Source organism: Granulibacter bethesdensis, assembly GCF_001889545.1.
Lineage (GTDB): Bacteria > Pseudomonadota > Alphaproteobacteria > Acetobacterales > Acetobacteraceae > Granulibacter > Granulibacter bethesdensis_B.
Genome location: NZ_CP018194.1, coordinates 1,842,487 through 1,861,303, shown reverse-complemented (window position 1 = coordinate 1,861,303; position 18,817 = coordinate 1,842,487). Strand labels below are relative to the sequence as shown.

General features: G+C 59.6%; 13 protein-coding genes and 2 tRNA genes. 9 read left to right on the top strand and 6 right to left on the bottom strand.

Translation table 11 applies throughout. The annotated features are described in order from the left end of the window. Positions 1-109: 109 nt before the first annotated feature. From clpS to GbCGDNIH8_RS08410, 6 genes are all read left to right on the top strand, one after another. Complete coding sequence (gene clpS, locus GbCGDNIH8_RS08440) at positions 110-475, top strand: ATP-dependent Clp protease adapter ClpS (protein ID WP_072573754.1); 366 nt, start codon at positions 110-112, stop codon at positions 473-475. 205 nt (positions 476-680) lie between these two features. Continuing rightward, complete coding sequence (locus tag GbCGDNIH8_RS08435; RefSeq protein WP_157692603.1) at positions 681-1,136, top strand: hypothetical protein; 456 nt, start codon at positions 681-683, stop codon at positions 1,134-1,136. 119 nt (positions 1,137-1,255) lie between these two features. Continuing rightward, the gene (purH, locus tag GbCGDNIH8_RS08430) at positions 1,256-2,818 is read left to right on the top strand and encodes a bifunctional phosphoribosylaminoimidazolecarboxamide formyltransferase/IMP cyclohydrolase (protein ID WP_072572860.1); all 1,563 of its coding nucleotides are present in this window, start codon (positions 1,256-1,258) and stop codon (positions 2,816-2,818) included. A 98-nt stretch (positions 2,819-2,916) separates the two neighbouring features. After that, positions 2,917-2,991: transfer RNA gene (locus GbCGDNIH8_RS08425), tRNA-Gln, on the top strand. Between the two features lie 474 nt (positions 2,992-3,465). After that, positions 3,466-4,728 (top strand): autotransporter strand-loop-strand O-heptosyltransferase, encoded by a 1,263-nt coding sequence (locus tag GbCGDNIH8_RS08420; protein WP_072572859.1) that lies wholly within the window; start codon positions 3,466-3,468, stop codon positions 4,726-4,728. Then, positions 4,725-7,595 carry a Hint domain-containing protein gene (locus GbCGDNIH8_RS08410; RefSeq protein ID WP_081368925.1) on the top strand — a complete coding sequence of 957 codons (2,871 nt, stop codon included), beginning with the start codon at positions 4,725-4,727 and terminating at the stop codon, positions 7,593-7,595. The genes GbCGDNIH8_RS08420 and GbCGDNIH8_RS08410 overlap by 4 nt, the downstream gene beginning before the upstream one ends. 11 nt (positions 7,596-7,606) lie before the next feature. On the opposite strand, the gene GbCGDNIH8_RS08405 is transcribed toward GbCGDNIH8_RS08410, so the two are convergent. Further along, a complete protein-coding gene (locus tag GbCGDNIH8_RS08405; RefSeq protein WP_172822933.1) occupies positions 7,607-8,332 on the bottom strand; it encodes a helix-turn-helix domain-containing protein in 726 nt (241 codons plus the stop codon). 122 nt (positions 8,333-8,454) lie between these two features. Here GbCGDNIH8_RS08405 and GbCGDNIH8_RS08400 point away from each other — a divergent pair, with 122 nt between their 5' ends. The 3 genes from GbCGDNIH8_RS08400 to GbCGDNIH8_RS13125 all read left to right on the top strand — a co-directional run bounded on the left by GbCGDNIH8_RS08400 (position 8,455) and on the right by GbCGDNIH8_RS13125 (position 11,955). Next, entirely contained in the window at positions 8,455-9,093 is a 639-nt protein-coding gene (locus GbCGDNIH8_RS08400; protein ID WP_072572857.1) for a response regulator transcription factor, read from the top strand. Then, positions 9,093-10,562, top strand: coding sequence for a PAS domain-containing sensor histidine kinase (locus GbCGDNIH8_RS08395; protein ID WP_072572856.1), 1,470 nt, complete (start codon positions 9,093-9,095; stop codon positions 10,560-10,562). The genes GbCGDNIH8_RS08400 and GbCGDNIH8_RS08395 overlap by 1 nt, the downstream gene beginning before the upstream one ends. Before the next feature lie 922 nt (positions 10,563-11,484). Beyond that, positions 11,485-11,955 (top strand): hypothetical protein, encoded by a 471-nt coding sequence (locus GbCGDNIH8_RS13125; RefSeq protein WP_216634440.1) that lies wholly within the window; start codon positions 11,485-11,487, stop codon positions 11,953-11,955. 241 nt (positions 11,956-12,196) lie between these two features. Here GbCGDNIH8_RS13125 and GbCGDNIH8_RS08385 read toward each other — a convergent pair. The 5 genes from GbCGDNIH8_RS08385 to GbCGDNIH8_RS08365 all read right to left on the bottom strand — a co-directional run bounded on the left by GbCGDNIH8_RS08385 (position 12,197) and on the right by GbCGDNIH8_RS08365 (position 18,814). Further along, positions 12,197-12,271, bottom strand: a tRNA-Thr gene (locus GbCGDNIH8_RS08385). A 110-nt stretch (positions 12,272-12,381) separates the two neighbouring features. Beyond that, positions 12,382-13,044, bottom strand: coding sequence for an ankyrin repeat domain-containing protein (locus tag GbCGDNIH8_RS08380; RefSeq protein WP_072572855.1), 663 nt, complete (start codon positions 13,042-13,044; stop codon positions 12,382-12,384). A 5-nt stretch (positions 13,045-13,049) separates the two neighbouring features. Then, positions 13,050-13,559 (bottom strand): TspO/MBR family protein, encoded by a 510-nt coding sequence (locus GbCGDNIH8_RS08375; RefSeq protein ID WP_172822932.1) that lies wholly within the window; start codon positions 13,557-13,559, stop codon positions 13,050-13,052. Between the two features lie 102 nt (positions 13,560-13,661). Continuing rightward, positions 13,662-15,929 (bottom strand): hypothetical protein, encoded by a 2,268-nt coding sequence (locus GbCGDNIH8_RS08370; protein WP_072572854.1) that lies wholly within the window; start codon positions 15,927-15,929, stop codon positions 13,662-13,664. Positions 15,930-15,940: 11 nt separating this feature from the next. After that, positions 15,941-18,814, bottom strand: coding sequence for a DUF4159 domain-containing protein (locus GbCGDNIH8_RS08365; protein ID WP_072572853.1), 2,874 nt, complete (start codon positions 18,812-18,814; stop codon positions 15,941-15,943). Between the last annotated feature and the right edge of the window lie 3 nt (positions 18,815-18,817).

Sequence of the window (18,817 nt, the reverse complement as noted above, 5' to 3'; positions counted from 1 at the left end):
AATGTATCAGGTGATTTTCCCTGCCAGCTCCCTCTTTCCCCTGCCAGCCCTGATCCGATATGGTAGGGCAGCGCGAGCCGCGCGCCCCAGCGATGCGTGGTGCGGCTTCATGACGGGACAGAATACCATGATCGATATCCATGGCAGCGATGAGCACGGGCAGGGCAATGCCGGGGATGGCACCAGCACGGGGTTGATTGCGAAAACGCGCCCGGCAACACGCAAGCCGTCCTTATATAAGGTATTGATGCTGAACGACGACTACACGCCGATGGAATTCGTCGTGCATGTGCTGGAGCGATTTTTTCAGAAAACCCGCGAAGAAGCGACCCAGATCATGCTGCATGTACATCGGCGTGGGGTCGGGGTCTGCGGCGTCTTCACCTATGAGGTCGCCGAGACCAAGGTAACGCAGGTGATGGATCTGGCCCGCCATAACCAGCACCCTCTGCAATGCACCATCGAGAAAGAATAAGCGCGAAAAAGAGAAAAGGGCATTCCTTCTGACGGCCTCTCCGCACTGACTTGAAACGGTCTTATATTGCAGAACATCTGCCGGATTGTGACATAGTATTGTGCAGGTGCGAAGATGGATGCATCCGCCGTTCGACATGTCTAAATGAGACATATCCGGCGTTACCGCCGGGTCTGTCGAACCGACGTGCCGGAGATCGCCCATCATGCACCTTTCCAGGAAGATGCTTCATCCGTTTGCCCGGCTTGCCGCTGTGGCTGTTGCAATCAGTGGTTTTCTGCCCGTCAAACAGGCTCAGGCCGCCACGGACAACTATCGCCCGCGTTGTGCCGATTACAGTGCCGCGGTTGGAGAGGTGGTCAACAGCCGCCGGATCGAAGCGATGGTGGCGCGCAACCATATTTCCTCCCGCAAGATAGGCTGGTTCGAGACAATCGATGATGCTTTCCGCACGCTGGAAAGCAATGCCGCTGCGAAGGGCCTGCCGACGGCAGAACTGCCGGACAGCACCCCGCACAAGATCGAACGCGCCCGCACCGTCTATCGCGTCTGTCAGAAGGCACCGGGGATGATGTTCTCCGACGCTGTGACGAAAGCGTGGATGGCGGTGCGTGAAGCCCAGAACCTGCCAGTGCGGCCGGAGCTTCACGCCGCCCGCTGATATTGTCCTATCGAGGCAACAGAAGGCAGCAGGGGGGCGGGCATGCGGCGAAGGCTCTTGTCGTCGCGCGCGGCTTGGGAGACACGCTAGCAGTCTTCCAGCCGGAGTTCGCACCCATCATGACCGCTACCGCCCCTATTCGTCGCGCCCTGATTTCCGTCTCTGACAAGACCGGGTTGATTCCCTTTGCCAAGGCTCTGGCGGCTGGCGGGGTGGAGATTCTCTCCACCGGCGGTTCCGCCGCGGCGCTGCGGGAGGCCGGAGTGGCGGTAAAGGATGTCTCTGCGCATACCGGCTTCCCCGAGATCCTTGATGGGCGGGTGAAAACGCTGGTGCCGGAGATCCATGGCGGCATTCTCGGTCGCCGTGATCTGCCGGAGCATGTCGCGCAGATGAATGAGCACGGCATTGCCCCGATTGATCTGGTCTGCGTCAATCTTTACCCGTTCGAGGCCACGGTTGCCTCCGGCGCAGATTTCGAAACCTGTGTCGAGAATATTGATATTGGGGGCCCCGCCCTGACCCGTGCGGCGGCGAAAAACCACGATCACGTCACCATCGTCACCGACCCCGCGCAGTATGAGGCAGTGCTGGATCAGTTCACCGCGCATGGCGGCACGGATGCCACGCTGCGCCGTCGGCTGGCGGCGGCGGCTTTTGCCCGCACGGCGGCCTATGACAGTGCCATTGCGGGCTGGTTTGCGACCTGGCTTTCCCCCCAGGGCGCGGTTCAGGAGGAATTTCCGCGTCATTTCTCCATCGGGGGCAGCCTGCGTCAGGGGCTGCGCTATGGTGAGAATCCGCATCAGAGCGCCGCATTCTATGCGCTGGGCGCACGTCCGGGTGTTGCGACCGCACGCCAGCTTCAGGGCAAGGAACTGAGCTACAATAACATCAACGACACCGATGCCGCTTTTGAATGCGTGGCGGAGTTCGAACAGCCGAGCGTTGTCATCGTCAAGCACGCCAATCCCTGTGGCGTCGCCTCGGCGGCCAGTCTGGCGGAGGCGTGGGATCTGGCACTGCGCTGCGATCCGGTTTCGGCCTTTGGCGGCATTGTCGCCCTCAACCGCAGGCTGGATGCGGAAGCGGCCGAGCGCATCACCAGCATTTTCAGCGAGGTCATCGTCGCCCCCGATGCGGATGAGGCCGCGCTGGAGATCGTGGCGCGCAAAAAGGCGCTGCGTCTGCTGCTGACCGGTGGCATGCCGGACCCGGCTGAGCAGGGCATGGCGGTGCGGAGCGTGGCGGGCGGGCTGCTGGTGCAGACGCGCGATAATGGCTGCATCCGGCGCGAGGATCTGCGCGTGGTGACGAAGCGGGCGCCGACGGATGCGGAATGGCGTGATCTTCTGTTCGCCTTCCGCGTCTGCAAGCATGTGAAGTCCAATGCCATTATCTATGCGAAGGATCTGGCCACCACCGGAATTGGCGCCGGGCAGATGAGCCGCGTCGACAGCGCCCGCATTGCCGCCCAGAAAGGCGGCGCGCTGATCGCGGGCAGCGTGGTGGCCTCTGATGCGTTCTTCCCCTTCGCTGATGGTCTGGAGGCAGCCTCTGCCGCTGGTGCCACGGCCGTGATCCAGCCCGGTGGCTCGGTACGGGATGATGAGGTGATTGCTGCTGCCGATGCGGCCGGCCTGGCCATGGTGTTCACCGGTATGCGCCATTTCCGGCACTAAATCCTGATCAGGGGGATGGACCTTCGCGCCGGTTCCGCTTATCAAGCGCCGGTGCGCAGGAACATGCCTGGATTGTCCCTGCATACAAAACAGTGCCTTGGGGCGTAGCCAAGCGGTAAGGCAGCGGATTTTGATTCCGCCATGCGGAGGTTCGAATCCTCCCGCCCCAGCCAGCTCTTCCAGCTCAATAAAATCAATTGATTGCAGGTGTCAGTCGTAAGAGACTCACCTCCGGTCCAAGCCACCGCACAAAGCAGGATGAGCGGTGTGCTCTCGCATATCCCTCCATAACTGCTGATGCTGATCAGGGCTGCGTATCGTTGTGTAGAGAACGATACCATGTCCTGTGTCAGATGCCATGACGCGCATTGCATCAGGTCACGCGATGCCGGACATTATCCATCACTGTTGACCATTCCAATATATAATTGGTCGTAAATAAACAAAACACAATCAATAGTAGAAAATAGATAATCAAATAATAAATTTAAAATTTATATTGCTTAAATTGTAAACAAAATTTGAACACAATTCTGTTTACATGTTTATAGTCTTGTATTTTTATTGAATAGATGTTTAATTATATATGTTAGATATAAGGATATTTATCCTATATTCTTGATATCCAAAACGGCAACTGCACGGGGGTGTTTCTGGTCTTGGTTGCAGAATCTGTTTGTCTTCATGGCGGCGCGTATATCCCGGCCCCCTCTGTCCTGACGCAGGAAGGGGTTGAGGGTATTCGTTTTGATTTTAATGACGGTGCCAGAGTTCATTTTCCGGAGCGGGAGGATGGGGTCTGGAGAGTGACGCTCCGTGATAAGGCATCTGGTGTCATTCTGTATCATGGTGATCTGAAAAGCGGTCATCTGCAATCGGCGAAACGATATTTTCTCCGCTACGAGATCAAGGTCGTTTTTGTATCGGATGATGGCAGTATCAGGGACGTTTTTCGCCACCAGTTCGATCCGGCTGACAAGATCATCCTGATCCAGATCCCGGTCGGCACGCTGGGGGATGCAATTGCATGGTTTTCCTACATTCCCCGCTTTCAGGAGAAAACGGGGGCCAGAACGGTTTGCATTGTCGCGGATAAATTCATTTCCCTGTTCAAGGATCAGTATCCGCAGATCGAGTTTCTTACGAAGGAAGCTCTGGCTGATTCCGATCTTCAGGAAAAAGCCTATGCAACTTACCGGATTGGCCTGTTCTTTACGGATGAGGACAAGAACTGGCAGCCCAGCGACTTCCGGCATGTCGGTCTGCATAAGACGGCAGCCTATATTCTGGGTGTCGATCCAAGTGAGGTCAGGCCCGAAATTGCCATCCGTGATAATTCCCGACCGATTGCTGACCGCTATGTCTGTATTGCCGCGCAAGCATCATCACAATGCAAATACTGGAACAATCCGGATGGGTGGAGAGAAGTTATCAAATTCCTGAAGGATCAGGGATTGCGCGTCATCTGCATTGATCAGAAACCTGTGCATGGAAAAAATTGGGTTTGGAACCATATTCCACATGGTTGCGAGGATCAGACCGGCGATCGTCCCCTTGAAGAGCGTGTGCGCTGGCTGACCCATGCCGAGTTTTTTATTGGTACCAGCTCAGGCCTTGCCTGGCTGGCTTGGGCTGTCGGAGTCAATGTTGTGTTGATTTCAGGTTTTACGCACCCGACCAACGAATTTTATACACCATATCGGGTCATTAACTGGAATTCCTGTAATTCCTGCTGGAATGATCCAAGAATCACATTTGATCACAATAATATTTTCTGGTGTCCGCGCCATGAAAACACGGACAGGCAGTTTGAATGTTCACGTTTGATTACGCCTGAAGCGGTTATTTCGACCATCAAGACGATTCCTTCAATGACAGCACTTAACAGCGATGGAGCCAGACCTCAATGACATCTCCTACGATTCTGACTGGTGGCAACTGGTCTGCAGTCAACATCAGTGGTACAACTTATTACCAGAGCGGCACGACCTCAGTAACCGGGCCGGTGGTTCTGTCCAGTATCGGAACGCTGACCGTTTCAAGCGGAGCCGTGGTCTCCGGAGCGGTTTTGTCCGGCGGCGTTCCCACCGTCTCTGTTCTCAGCGGTGGCACGATGACGGACTCCACCGAGGTTAACGGTTATCTGATTGTTGCCAATGGCGGCGTTGTGTCCGGTAATACGTATAATTCGAATGAGGTGACGATTTCCTCTGGCGGCAGTTCCATCAACGATACTTATATCAACAGCGGATCTGCTGCGGATGGAGCGGCAACGGTTTCGGTTGCAGCCGGTGCGACATTGAATGGGGCGACCTTTACCAGTGGAACAGTGGGTGGTCTGAGCGCGGTCGTTGCGTCCGGTGCGAATGTCTCGGATCTGACGGTAGGGGCGGGGGCAACGGCCGTTGTGTCTTCCGGTGCTACGGTCAGCAATACTGTCGTGACGGGTAGCGGTCTGCTGATGGCCTCTGCAGGCGCCAACCTTGACACCACAACGGTTTCTTCCGGCGCGGTCGTCAGCGGGGCTGGAGCCAATATTACCAGTATGACGCTTGAATCCGGTGGTCGCGCCGCGGTGACAGATAGCACAGGTGTGATCCATGCAGGTGGTTATATCATCCTGAATGGCGGCAACTGGTCGGCCGTCGATGTGGGTGGCACAACTTATTACCAGAGCGGCACGACCTCGGTGACCGGCCCGGTGGTTCTGTCCAGTATCGGAACGCTGACCGTTTCAAGCGGAGCGGTTGTCTCCGGAGCGGTTTTGTCCGGCGGCGTTCCCACCGTTTCTGTTCTCAGTGGTGGCTCGATGACGGACTCCACTGAGATCAACGGTTATCTGGTGGTTGCCAATGGCGGCATTGTGTCCGGCAATACGTATAATTCGAATGCGGTGACGATTTCCTCTGGCGGCAGTTCCATCAACGATACTTATATCAACAGCGGGTCTGTTGCGGATGGAACGGCAACGGTCTCTGTTGCAGCCGGTGCGACATTGAATGGGGCGACCTTTACCAGTGGAGCAGTGGGTGGTCTGAGCGCGGTCGTTGCGTCCGGTGCAAATGTCTCGGGCCTGACGGTGGGGTCGGGCGTGACAGCCGTCGTTTCTTCCGGTGCGAACATATCCGCCGTGACGGCTACGTCCGGCTCTGTCGTTTCCATGGCGGCAACCTATGGAGATGGAACCCCTAATTCTGAGCCATCTGTTTCCGGAGCGACCGTCCTGAACGGTGGCAACTGGTCCGCAGTCAATGTCAGTGGCACGACCTATTACCAGAGCGGCACGACTTCAGTGACCGGGCCGGTAGTTCTGTCCAATATCGGAACACTGACCGTTTCAAGCGGAGCCGTGGTCTCCGGTGCGACGATTTCCGGCGGTGTTCCGACCGTCTCCGTGCTCAACGGCGGGACGATGGTCAATTCTTCCGAGGTGAACGGATACCTGGTCGTTGCCAATGGCGCCACGGTGTCGGGAAACGTCTATAATTCGAATGTGGTGACGATTTCTTCCGGTGGCAGCTCCATCAACGATACCTACGTCAATAGTGGCCCTGGTGCAGATGGTGCCGCCAATGTGACGGTGATGTCCGGTGCAACAGTCACATCCCCTTATCTGGGAACTGCGACGGCCGGTGCTTTCACCATGACAGTGTCTTCCGGTGCCATCATTACAGACCCGACCACCGTGGCGGGTGGGGGTAGTCTGGTGACCTCTGCCGGTATAGATGGATCTGCTCCCTGCTTCCTGGCTGACAGCATGGTGACGCTGGCTCAGGGAGAGGTTCCTGTGCAGGACATCGATGTCGGGGATGAGATCGTCACCTATCATGGTGGAACAGTCTCTATCCGCAAGGTGACATGGGTTGGCAAATCACAGATACGGGTCCAGTCTGCTGTTCCTGATGATCAGGCAGGTTATCCGGTGCGTGTGCTCAAGGATGCCATTGCTCCAGATGTGCCGTACAAGGATATGCTGATCACGGCTGAACATTGCCTGTTTCTCGACGGAGCCTTCGTTCCGGTGAGAATGCTCGTGAATGGTCGTTCGATCTTCTATGATAAAACCAGCATGGTCTATGACTGCTATCATATCGAGACGGAAACCCATTCCGTGATCAGGGCGGATGGTGTTCTGACAGAAAGCTATCTCGATACCGGTAACCGCTATGCGTTCCAGAGCAAGGGCAGCGTTGTGGCGATGGTTGGTCGGCCCAATCTGGACTGGAACGATGCCGCGGCACCTCTCCGCATATCGCGGGATTTCGTCGAGCCGCTGTTCCGCCAGATCGAAGCCCGTGCGGAACAGGCCGGTCTTGCCAGCCGCACGGTCCCGGTCCGTTTCACGGACGATGCGGCGCTGCATCTGGTGACGGGCAGTGGGCATATCCTCCATCCTGTCCGCAGGACCGATGATCGTGTCATGTTCATGGTGTCGGGAGATGTCAGAGATGTCCGCATCGTCTCTCGTACCAGCCGTCCCTATGATATGATCGGCCCATTCGTCGATGATCGTCGGCAGCTCGGTGTGCTGGTTGGTGAGGTCCTTCTGTTCGAGGCCGCGGTTACGCGTCCTATCGAGACTCATCTGGGACAGAGCGACTTGCCGGGATGGGACAGGCTGGAGACCGTGCATTGCCGCTGGACCAACGGCAATGCTGTGCTGCCGCTTGGGCAGCGTGCCCCTGACAGTATCGGATTGCTGGCTATTCAGATCATAGCGGGAGGTCCTTATCCTGCTGATGAGCTGGTCAGCATGGATATGGCTGTCACAGCCTGATCTGACGTCTTCTACCCCCGTATCGTGTCAGTATAACTGCGCGATACGGGGGCATCGCGTTGCTTGAGGACTGGGTGGGAAGGGAACAGGATCTCGGATTTGCAGATGCTGATCAGCCCTTCCCGCTGAAACGCCGTCAGGGTGCGGCAGATGGTTTCAGTCGTCAGGCCCAGATAATCGGCGATATCGCTACGGCTCATGGGCAGGGTGATTGCATTGCCTGACCCCTCTTCCAGCCGGTCGCGCATTTCATCCAGAAAACCAAACAGTCTTTCACTGGCGGTCTGGCGCCCCAGTGCAATCTGCCGTTTCCAGCTCATCTGCAATTTCAGAGCGATGAACTGACGCAGGACATAAGAGAAAGTCTTGTCCTGATCAGCCTGTTTCTCGATATCCTCAATTGTTCGGCGCTGTGCGGTCACTGGTGTCACCGCCTCGATCGTGTAGATCTGTTCCGAGACCGCCTCTAACCCGACCATATCGCCCGGCAGCAGGAATTCGCCAATCTGCCGTCTGCCATCCTCCATCAGCCGCACGGCACGGGCGCAGCCGCTGATGATCTGGAAGCAGAAACGGCTGGGGTGGCCTTCCTCGATCAGCACGTCGCCACGGGCGTAATGCTGTATCTGTTGCTGCGCAGTGTGAATAAAAAGCGACATCGTGTGTCTGACGCTCTTGAGGGAGGGGGGCAGCCGAACAGTGGAAGGCAAAGGAGAGGTGGGGGTGGTGGTGGTCATCTGGTGACTCCCGATGGTATTATTCGTCCTTTCCCCACTAGGCATGTGATGAGCCGCAGCCTATTCGTTCCATTGCGTACGTAAGATCACGTATCCTGCAATGAGATCAGGGTAATGGCGGCATGGTGCTCTCTCGACCTGTCATCCATGTGGTAGATGACGATCCTGCGATCCGGGATTCCCTCGCTTTTCTGCTGGAGCAGGAGGGCATGAGGGTGATCCTGTATCAGGATGGCCAGGATTTTCTCGCACGTCTGATCAACTCTGGCTCTGATCCAGCTCAGCCAGCCTGTATTCTGACGGATCTGCTGATGCCGGAGATTGATGGATTGCAGTTTCAGGCGCATCTGGAAAGCCGGGGGATTGATCTTCCTCTCATTATGATGACAGCGCATGGACAGGTGCCCTCTGCCGTGCGGGCGATGAAAGCGGGGGCGATTGATTTTCTGGAAAAGCCTTTTCAGGATACGCAGTTGCTGGAAGCTATCTCCCGCGCATTGATCACCTGTATGCAGCGTCGCAGGCAGGAGGAAATCGCTTCTGCCGCTGCCAGCCGCCTCTCTATCCTGACGCAGCGGGAGCAGGAAGTGTTCGATCTGCTGGTGGCCGGGCATTCCAACAAGGAAATCGGCAGGGTTCTGGGGATCAGCCCCCGCACGGTGGATGTGCACCGCGCGCACGTGTTCCACAAGCTGGAAGTTGATACCTTGCCCGATCTGGTGCGCCTGTCCATGGACAGTGGACGCTCCGGCGTGCAGTGATGGACTCGCAGCCCGATAATACTGCATTGGCCTATCTGGCGGCGCTCAGCGCGTGTTCCGACGATGCCATGATCGGCTTCGATCAGGACGATGTGATCGCGCACTGGAATGAAGCCGCGACCCGTCTGCTGGGCCTGACCGCAGAGCAGGCGATCGGTCTTTCCATCTGGCATCTGGTGCCGGATGCGGCGCGGGATCAGCATCTTCTCTGGCTGGATCAACTGCACCGGGGACAGCGTCTGCTGCATGTCGAAACCACGCTGGCGCATCAGGATGGCGGTATCCTCCCGGCGGTTGTGACGATGACGCCGGTTCGCAATGAGGCTGGGAAGATCATCGGCACGGTCTGGATCGCCCGCTCCTCTCTGAAAACGGAGGGAGGAACGCTGCATGGGCATCTGCTGCAATCAGTGCTGGAGACGGTGCCGCATGGTCTGATCGTGATCGATGATCATGGGTTGGTGCAGTTCTTCAGCCCGGCAGCGGAACGTATGTTCGGATTTGCGGCGGAGGAGGTGGTCGGGCAGAACGTCCGCATGCTGATGCCGGAACCCTATGCGCAGGCACATGATGCCCATCTGGCCCGTTATAAGGAGACGGGGGAGAAGCGGATCATCGGCATCGGCCGCGTTCTGGTCGGCCAAAGGAGGGATGGCGCCCCGTTTCCCATCGAGTTGCAGGTGGGAGAAGTCGCAGTGGCCGGGCTACGCATGTTCACAGGCTTTACCCGTGACCTGACGGAGCCGCACCGGCGCGATCGCAGAATGGCGGAGCTTCAATCCGAATTGCTGCATGTCGCGCGGCTGAATGAGCTTGGCCAGATGGTCTCCGTGCTGGCGCATGAGGTGAATCAGCCATTGACGGCGATCAGTAATTACATTGCCGGCCTGAAACGGATGGTGTCTGCCCCCGGACAGGAACGGTTGCAGCAGGCCGTGTCCGGTATGGACGAACAGGCCGAGCGTGCGCGTATGATCGTGCGTAATCTGCGTGATTTCCTGCGCAAGGATATCCGTACATGGAGCATGGTGAATATCGGCACTCTGGTACAGGAAACCAGTGCGCTGGCTCTGACGGGGACTGGCCGGCTGGTGCAACTGGCGCTCACTCTGCCACCGGAGGCCGATCAGGTCTTCGGTGACAGGGTGCAGCTTCAGCAGCTTTTGCTCAACCTGATGCGCAACGCGGTGGAGGCCATGGAAACGCAATCGCCTCCGCATCGCCTGATGGTGGAGACGATGCGGCAGGAAGACAGGGTTTTCGTCACGGTCACGGATAACGGCCCGGGCCTGCCTGATAGTGTGCGGCAGAAACTGTTCCAGCCTTTCGTGACCACAAAGGAAGACGGGCTTGGCATCGGCCTGTCCATCTGCCGCACCATCGCCGAGACGCATGGCGGCGATCTGGTGTTGCTTGAACCGCCGGGTGGAGGGGTGGCCTTCCGCTTTTCAGTGCCGGCGGGTGGGTGAGTGGGGGGAGGAATGGTTAAGGTTTCACCGAACGGTTCCTAATGCGGATATGCCTATTTTCTGTCCGTTATAGTGGTTTGTCCAATTGCTCGATGGTGTGGACTATTTATGGATATTGGCATGTATGACCGAAAAATGACCGTTTGATGAATAGCGGCAGGGCTGCACTGTCGGGTCGTTTGGTCTGTATTCACGTGCTGACTAATGACCGGGTTAGGGGGTGGCGGTCGTTAGGCATAAGTCAAGCAAATGTCTGCTTAGCGTCCGAGTTCGGCATATGTGATGTGTGGATCGCCCAAAACTGACTATTGGTGAGTTCCAGCTGAAAGTATGTTCGCGAGCTATGGCTTAGCAATACGAATGCTAGGCTGCGCCATGAGGCGAGGAGGGGTTTAGGTGAAGTGGCAGAATCGTACGGTCAAATAGATCGCCGAGATGATTTGCGTACCACAAGGGAGGGAGCAGACTTCATTCTTTCCCTATCGCACCAGCAGAAAAATCACACGTTTCTTCCAAGATGCAGACACGGACTACGCCCACGATGGCTCAACCCGAGCAGTATGGGTGGTCGAGACCCTCAAGAAAATTTTGGAAGAGCCGCATCCAGATAACCACACACCGCCCGAAACATTATGTCGAATCATCCGCGTCCTCATGGATCCTGGGGATGCGACGAACGAAGAGCATGACCGACCAGGTGCGCTACAAGCCCTCAATAAGGCGCTCGTGCGGGAAGGATTCGAGGCATTCTACGCTGAAGACAACCAGTGCTATGTCAGGCACATTGGAACCAAGAAGGTCGCAGGAATCTCGATGAGTCCGCACCGTCCCCTCTCGGCCGTCGAAGTCAGGCGACGCGCAGCTTGCCGCTTATCTGGACAAGTGCTCTGAGGACGAGCTGATCGAGAAAGTGCTTCTTCCGATGCTACGCCAAGCTGGCTTCCATCGCATCACAGCGGTGGGTCATAAGGACAAGTCAAATGAATTCGGCAAAGACATTTGGATGCGCTATCAACTGCCCACGCAGCATTACCTATACTTCGGCATTCAAGCCAAAAAGGGAAAGCTCGATTCCTCCAGCGTATCAAGGGGAACCAACGCTAACATCGCCGAAATCTACAACCAAGCATTAATGATGTTAGCACACGAAATTTTTGATCCCGAGACGAATCGAAAAGTGTTGGTAGATCACGCATTCATTGTGGCCGGGGGGGAGATCACAAAAGCGGCGGAACAACTGCTTGGTGGTATGCTGGATGCGCAGAAGCGCAGCCAGATCATGTTCATGGGCAGGAACGACATACTCAACCTGTTGATTGTCCATAATGTGCAGTTGCCAGAGGATGCTTTGCCGCTTTCCTGCCTTGGCTCCGACGACGATATTCCCTTTTAAAAGGGGACAGTTCTCGTCTATTGCGGTTAGATAATATCTACTTATTCGCGAGACGGTTTCAAACCAGACATTCTGTTTTCCGCCCCCAACCGTATGCTGGAGTGGTCCTCTTCAATGTCTTGGCTGGGCCGCTCCCATGGAGTATCTTCGGTGTCGGCACAAAAGGCACACCCCGGTAGTTCAACTACCAGACTCTCAATCAAATTTCCCGAAAAACCCAACCACACTCAACCGCCTGAACTGGTGCCGGGTGAGGGATTTGAACCCCCGACCTTCGGTTTACAAAACCGCTGCACTACCACTGTGCTAACCCGGCCCATTGGTGGGTGGCAGGCGTTTTAGACATAACTGGCGGTGTTCTGCAATCCGCTTTCCGCACAGTCTTTCCCGGCCGGGTTGTTTCAGGGCCGACCGGGAGCCTTCGCACTAGCGATTAAAGCCCAGAAAGCCTGTTTCATTGGCGCTGGCCTCTTTTGGCTGTGTGGTGGAGATGGCGGCGCTGTCCTCATGATGGGATTTGCTGCCCTTGATTTTCGTCGTCTTGCTGGCCGTCGTAACGGGTTTGGGGGCCGGCCCGCTGATGACGGCGGAGCTGTCCGGCGGCGGGCGCATGGAGAGCAGCAGGAAGGAAATCTCGTTCCGCCCCAGATCCACCGACAGTTCCAGAGGCGTCATCCCCAGCACATTACGCGCCTCCAACTGCGCGCCGCGTGACAGGGCATCGCGGGCGGCAGGGACATCGCCCCGGTTGATCGCATCGAACAGGGCATCATTCGGCTGCATATCGGCCAGCGATTTGTCCGGCGGCGGCACCGGCGTATGGCTGGCAGGCTTGGAGCCGGGGAGAGAGGGGGGCGGAGCCTGCTGCCCTTTGGGTTCTGTGGCGTGCGGATTATTATGCATGCCCATCATCTGTGCCTGCGCAGCATGCTCCGGCACGGCGCCAAGGCTGGTCATCAGAAGAGCCGCGCCCAGAGCCCCCGGAATACCGCCACACCGGGCGCGAAGCGACAGAGAAGAAATCAGGCGATACGCCATCAGAATGAATACTCCTTCCCGCGCGGTGCCTGGTGGCAGACGCGGATGCATACGGTTCAGTTCAGACGCCAGAAGCCGGCATTCAGATAGGTGGCATAGCAGACCCATACGGCATATGGCACAAACATCCAGGCCGCCAGAGCATCAATCGCTTTGAAGCGCTGGATGCAACGAAAAATCAGGGCCAGCAGCGCAATAATCACAATCAGCGCAAGCCCGATCTGGTGAAGGCCGAAAAAAACCGGGTTCCACAGCGCGTTGACCAGAATCTGCCAGCCCCACAGGCGCAGCGTGCTCCATGCCTTGCGGCGCCATAGCAGCCAGCCTGCAACACCGATCATGATATACAATGTGGTCCAGACGACCGGAAACACCCAGTTCGGCGGTGTGCCGGACGGTTTGGTCAGGGATGGATACCAGTCGCGCACGCCGCCCTGTGTAAAGACGCCATCAACCGCTGCAACCAGCAGGCAGAAAGCAATAAATCCCGCCAGTGCCACTGCCGGAGACCAGCGTGCCGAGGCTGCCTCCGGATGATTGTCATGAAAATCGGGCTGTCTGGCCATCCTGTTTCCCTGTCATGTTTCCTGGCTCACCCTGCCTGTGATTGTGACGCATCGGAGAAAGCGCGGATGCATCGGGCAAATATTCTTTTGTGATAGGCTCCATTATTGTCCCTCCCGCCTCCACGCGGCCAGGATCAGCAACAGGATCAGGGGCAGGGCAGCCCAGCCGGGTAAAAGCGGCAGCGCATCAATCCCGGTCACCAGATGTGCATCATTGCGGCGCAGTCCAATCCAGCCATTTCCAGAAGCGCGCGTACCCATGGAGACGCGACGGATAGCGGGTACCCCTGCGGGGGATAGCCATTGCATACTACCACCGCTGAGCCGGGCCGCGCCATTCAGAACTGTGGCCGTTGCGCGGAGATCGGCGACCTCCACCGGATCAGGCGGGGATGCCGCCACAAAAGCAGTCAGTTCGGAGGATGCAGCCTGCTCCCCCTCCTGAGAAGCGGGTTTAGCAGACACCGGCGGACGATAACGCACGCGCCACACACCTGGTGCGGCGGCGGGCAGGCTTGCCTCCGCCCGGCCTGGGCCGGTGATATGCAGTGGAACGCTGGTGTCCTTGCCATCAGGATCGGTCACGGTCACCATGCCGGGAGGAATATCCTCCGGGCTGCGCAACAGGGCTGTCAGACGCCCCTGTGCGATCTGTGCCGTGAGCGCGCGTTCCTCAAGCTCCGGCTGCTTCATGGCCCAGTGCGCGACGCGACGCAGCAGTTCCGCCTGAGGACCGCCTCCCTGATGTCCACGTGACCACAGCCAGATCTGGTCGGACAGCAGCAGCGCCACGCGGCCTTTACCCACATGGTCCAGAATCAGCAGTGGTGCGCCATCCGGGGTGGCGAGCACAGTCTGGCCATGCACCGGATTATCCGGGCCGTCCGTGGCGATATAGCGGTACCACGACCCCCATTCCGATGCGGCATTCCTGGCAGATGCACCCTCGGTGGAAGACGGTGCGCCGGGCAGTTTCTCCGTCACCGGATGGTGGGCGCCGAGTGGCGTCACCTGCGGGCGGAACCCGCCTTCGATCACGGCGGAAAGCGGATCGTCGGACTCCTGCCCACGCGGCATGGCGGGCAGCACCTCCCCCAGCGGAGAATTGGCGAGGCTCACCGGGCTGGCATATTCCGGTCCGGCGGTCATCAGCAGGGCGCCGCCCTGCCGCACATAATCAGCGATGTTGCGCAGGTAGATTTGCGGCAGAATCCCCCGGTTCTGGAACCGGTCGAGAATGATCAGATCGAAATCACGGATTTTCTGCTGGAACAACTCCCGCACCGGAAAGGCGATCAGCGCGAGTTCGTTGAGGGGCGTATTATCGTCCTTTTCCGGTGGCCGCAGAATGGTGAAATGCACCAGATCAACCGAGGGATCGGCTTTCAGCAGCCGCCGCCATGCCCGTTCGCCCTGATGCGGCTCGCCGGAGACCAGCAGCACGCGGAGCCGGTCCCGTACCCCGTTGATGGTGATGACGGCGTGGTTGTTGATGGTCGAGACTTCTCCGGGCAGCGTTGCTGCCGTCATGTCGATGACGCTCGGCCCTTCATGGGTGACGGGCAGGGTGATGGGGTATTCCTGCCCGACCGGCACGGTGTACTTTACCGGAGCCTCTCCGTCACGGCGGAGGGTCAACTCCGCCACCGGGGTGGCCACCGGGGTGGCCACCGGGGAGGCCACCGGGGAGGAGTGGGCGACGCCCAGATCCTCCACCGCCACGCGCAGGGAGATGGTCTTGCCGACAATGCCGTAGGTCGGGGCCTCGATCATGCGCAGGCGGCGATCGGTTTCCTCACCCCGCCCGGTCAGCAGCACATGCAGCGGCGCGTTGAAGGCCGGAGGAGTGCCCTTGGCGATGGAGGGTGGCACGTCATGCACCTGGCCGTCGGTCACAGCGACGATTCCAGCCAGCCGGTCCCGTGGAATATCGGCCAGCCCCTGTGCGATGGCGGCAAAAAGTTTTGTGCCGTCACGGCCATGTTCCGGCACGGTGACGGTGCGCAGTTCCAGCGGCGGCTCCCCCACGCGACCGGGCTGGGGAATAGTCCGCGTCAGGATGCTGCGGGCCTGTTCAGCCAGCTTGGTGCGGTCCTTCAGCGCCATGGAGCCGCTCTGGTCGATCACCAGCAAGGCGATATCGGCCAGTCCCTGCCGCGTTTCCCGCACCAGCTTTGGGCCGCCAAGCCAGATCAGCAGCGCGGTGAAGGCGGCTAGCCGCCATGGCCAGCCCCGCGCCCGGCGCAGCAGCGCGGGCAGCAGCGCCAGCAGGCACAGAACCCCCAGCATCCCCAGCAGCCAGAGCGGCAGAAGCGGCTGAAATCCCAGAGAAGCGGAGACCAGAGAGGCGGAGATATGATCGGTCTGCATCAAATCCCTTCCTACTGCCCGAGCCGGTCGAGAATGGAGGGGACATGCACCTGATCGCCCTTATAGTTTCCGGTCAGCGCATACATCACCAGATTGGTGCCGAAGCGATAGGCCAGCAGCCTCTGCCGTGCGCCGCCGGGAATGGTGGCGTAGGGATGGCCCCCCTGATCATCCACCGCCCAGGCGGAGGCCCAGTCATTGCCGCCAATGATCACCGGGCTGACGCTGTCATTGGCACGGTCCTCATCGCGCTGGACCCAGACCTCGCCCCCGGCGTAACGGCCGGGGAAATCGTGCAGCAGATAGAAACTGCGGGCCAGCACATGCTCCGGCGTCAGCGGGGTCAGCGGTGGTACGTTCAGGGAGCGTCCGATAGCCTGCAACAGGCGTTCATGTCCGCCATTCATACCGGCTCCGGCACCGGCATCGCGCGTGTCGATCAGGATGATGCCGCCATGCGCCATATAGTCGTTCAGCGCCGCGAGCATGGTTTCCGGCAGGGTATCCGGGTTCTGGTCGCTGGTCAGCGGCCAGTAGAGCAGGGGATAGAAGCTGAGATCATCCCGCCCAGGCACCACGCCGATGGGCGGCGCGATCGTGGCGGCGGTCCGGCCGGAGACGAAATCGGCCAGCCCGGTCAGCCCCATGCGGGAGATGGCATCCTGCTCCGCATTGCCGGTCACGACATAAGCGAGATGGATGGCGAGCGAGGGATAATGGCTGTCGGGATTCCCGGCGATCCCGCCTGGCGCAGCCGGCGCGGAGCGCGGGCGCAGCGCGGCCATGGTGATGGCGCCGCCGATCAGCAGGCTCAGCATTCTGCGCCGCCGGGCGAAAAAGGCGGGTTTCGATGCGGGCGTTGCGACGGCAGCGCTGCCATCTCCTCCGCCCCGTTTCAGCATGCCGCGCAGCCAGAGTGACAGCAGCATATCCAGCGCCAGCAGAGCCAGCGCGGTGGCGATCAGTCCTGGTCCGAACGCATGCTGCCGTCCCAGCAGGGCGGCGGTGACGTTGCGGGCTCCCGGAATGGGGGTTGCGGGGAGAAGGGCCGGGGCGGCAGTGCCGATATTCAGCGCCTGCCGTCCCTGTTCCGGTCCGTACAGCCCTGGAGGATGACGGGGAGAGGTCGGGGTGGAAGCGAAATCTCCCGCGCGCAACGGCGTTGCGGCCTGCGGCGGGCTGCCGGGCTGACCGAACCCGTCCAGCGTCTCAGTGGGGGAAAGCATGGTGTCGGGCGGAATGGAGGCCACGCCGGCCGCCAGCCCGACCAGCCGCTTCAGCATTTCCACGAACAGCCCGGAGAGCGGCAGGGTGGACCAGTCTGTATTGGCGGTGACATGAAACAGAACGATGCGTCCGGCCCCCTGGCTGCGTTCGGTGACCAGGGGCGTTCCGTCCTCCAGCACCGCCCAGCTATGCGTGGCGAGATCCGTCGAGGGTTCCGCCATCACCTGCCGTGAGACCCGTATATCGGCTCCGGTTTTATCCTCTGTCTTCTGATCGCCCTTCTGATCGCCCTTCTGATCACTGGGTCTTATGTCAGAGGACGCCATACCGAGCGGAGGCAGTCCGGCGAAGGGGCCGGGAGGGAAAGGGGCCAGATGCGCCGGATGCCCCCATGACATCGCCCCGCCAAGCTGGCGGTCGCCATCCAGCAGCCGAACCGGCAGCAGATCATCCGGATGCGCAGCCAGATGCGGCCCGGCGAAGCGGATCAACTCTCCACCCTTGTTCACGAAACGGAGGATGGCGGCGCGCTCCTCCTCATTTTCCACCGGCCGGTCGGCGAGGATCAGCACCGACAGATCGCGGGAGAGCAGGGTTTTCAGATCGCCCTCCCGCACCTCCGCATAAGGTTCCAGAGCGCGACGCAGATAATAGAGTTGGCCGAGCAGCGGCGTGTCAGCGGCGGAGCGATCCGCCGCCACCAGCCCGACCGGACGCCGGCGCGACTGTTCATCCAGCAGCACGATGCTGCCTGCACCTTGTGGTCCGTCCAGCACCAGCCTGGCAAGCTGGTTGCGAATCTCCGGTGGCAGGATCAGCGGGGCTTCGGCGGTACCCGGTGTGGCGGGCAGGGCAATGCGGGTGCGGGACAGGCTGCGCCCATCGGCGGTCTGGGCCAGCACATCGACATGATCGGTTCCTGCGCTGCGTCCGGTATGGGATACGCGCAGGATCAGCCGGTCAGGCTGGATCACGGGTGGACGCAGCAGCAAGGGCGCGCCGCCTTCGGTCTCGACCTTCATTACCGGGCCGAGGCGACTGAGTGCCGGGGCGAACACATCGTCCCCCGGTTGGGCGAGACCATCCGGAATCGCCACCACACCCCATCCATTGGCCGGCAGCCGGTTCAGCATGGCGGCTGCGGCGCGGTGATCAGTGGTCCATGGCTGGGGCCGCAGCGCACCGATGCGGGCGCGCAGCAGAGCGGGATCCATGACCGGGCTGGGGAAGGGTTGGCTGCCGTCTCCGCCGGGGGCAGTGGTCAGAAATGCGGCCTGCCGCCCATCCATGGCGGCGTGATGCAGGCTCTGCTCTGCCGCGCGCAGGATGCCTGACCAGCGTGGGGCAGAGGCCCAGCCATCATCCAGCACCAAAAGCAGAGGAGAATGGGTGGAGCCAGCCGGGCCGGGCAGCCCCTCCAGCGGGGTGGAGACCGGTCCGGCCAGCCCGATAATCACCAGCGCGGCGGCGGCGATCCGCAGGGCCAGCAGCCACCATGGCGTGCGGGCTGGCGTTTCCTCCCGCATGGCCAGATCACGCAGCAGACGGAGGCTGGGAAACCTCTCCTGCCGTGGGGCGGGAGGCGTGGCCCGCAGCAGCCACCACAGGATCGGCAGCAGGCCGAGTGCCAGCAACAGCCATGGAGACAGAAACATCATGGG

Excerpts from the sequence above, each read along its gene's own strand:
- GbCGDNIH8_RS08400 (WP_072572857.1), top strand. The coding sequence starts at position 8,455 with ATGGTGCTCTCTCGACCTGTCATCCATGTGGTAGATGACGATCCTGCG.
- GbCGDNIH8_RS13125 (WP_216634440.1), top strand. The coding sequence starts at position 11,485 with ATGCTACGCCAAGCTGGCTTCCATCGCATCACAGCGGTGGGTCATAAG.
- purH (WP_072572860.1), top strand. The coding sequence starts at position 1,256 with ATGACCGCTACCGCCCCTATTCGTCGCGCCCTGATTTCCGTCTCTGAC.
- GbCGDNIH8_RS08410 (WP_081368925.1), top strand. The coding sequence starts at position 4,725 with ATGACATCTCCTACGATTCTGACTGGTGGCAACTGGTCTGCAGTCAAC.
- GbCGDNIH8_RS08375 (WP_172822932.1), bottom strand. The coding sequence starts at position 13,559 with ATGGCCAGACAGCCCGATTTTCATGACAATCATCCGGAGGCAGCCTCG.
- GbCGDNIH8_RS08395 (WP_072572856.1), top strand. The coding sequence starts at position 9,093 with ATGGACTCGCAGCCCGATAATACTGCATTGGCCTATCTGGCGGCGCTC.
- GbCGDNIH8_RS08405 (WP_172822933.1), bottom strand. The coding sequence starts at position 8,332 with ATGACCACCACCACCCCCACCTCTCCTTTGCCTTCCACTGTTCGGCTG.
- clpS (WP_072573754.1), top strand. The coding sequence starts at position 110 with ATGACGGGACAGAATACCATGATCGATATCCATGGCAGCGATGAGCAC.
- GbCGDNIH8_RS08370 (WP_072572854.1), bottom strand. The coding sequence starts at position 15,929 with ATGCAGACCGATCATATCTCCGCCTCTCTGGTCTCCGCTTCTCTGGGA.
- GbCGDNIH8_RS08380 (WP_072572855.1), bottom strand. The coding sequence starts at position 13,044 with ATGCATCCGCGTCTGCCACCAGGCACCGCGCGGGAAGGAGTATTCATT.
- GbCGDNIH8_RS08365 (WP_072572853.1), bottom strand. The coding sequence starts at position 18,814 with ATGATGTTTCTGTCTCCATGGCTGTTGCTGGCACTCGGCCTGCTGCCG.
- GbCGDNIH8_RS08435 (WP_157692603.1), top strand. The coding sequence starts at position 681 with ATGCACCTTTCCAGGAAGATGCTTCATCCGTTTGCCCGGCTTGCCGCT.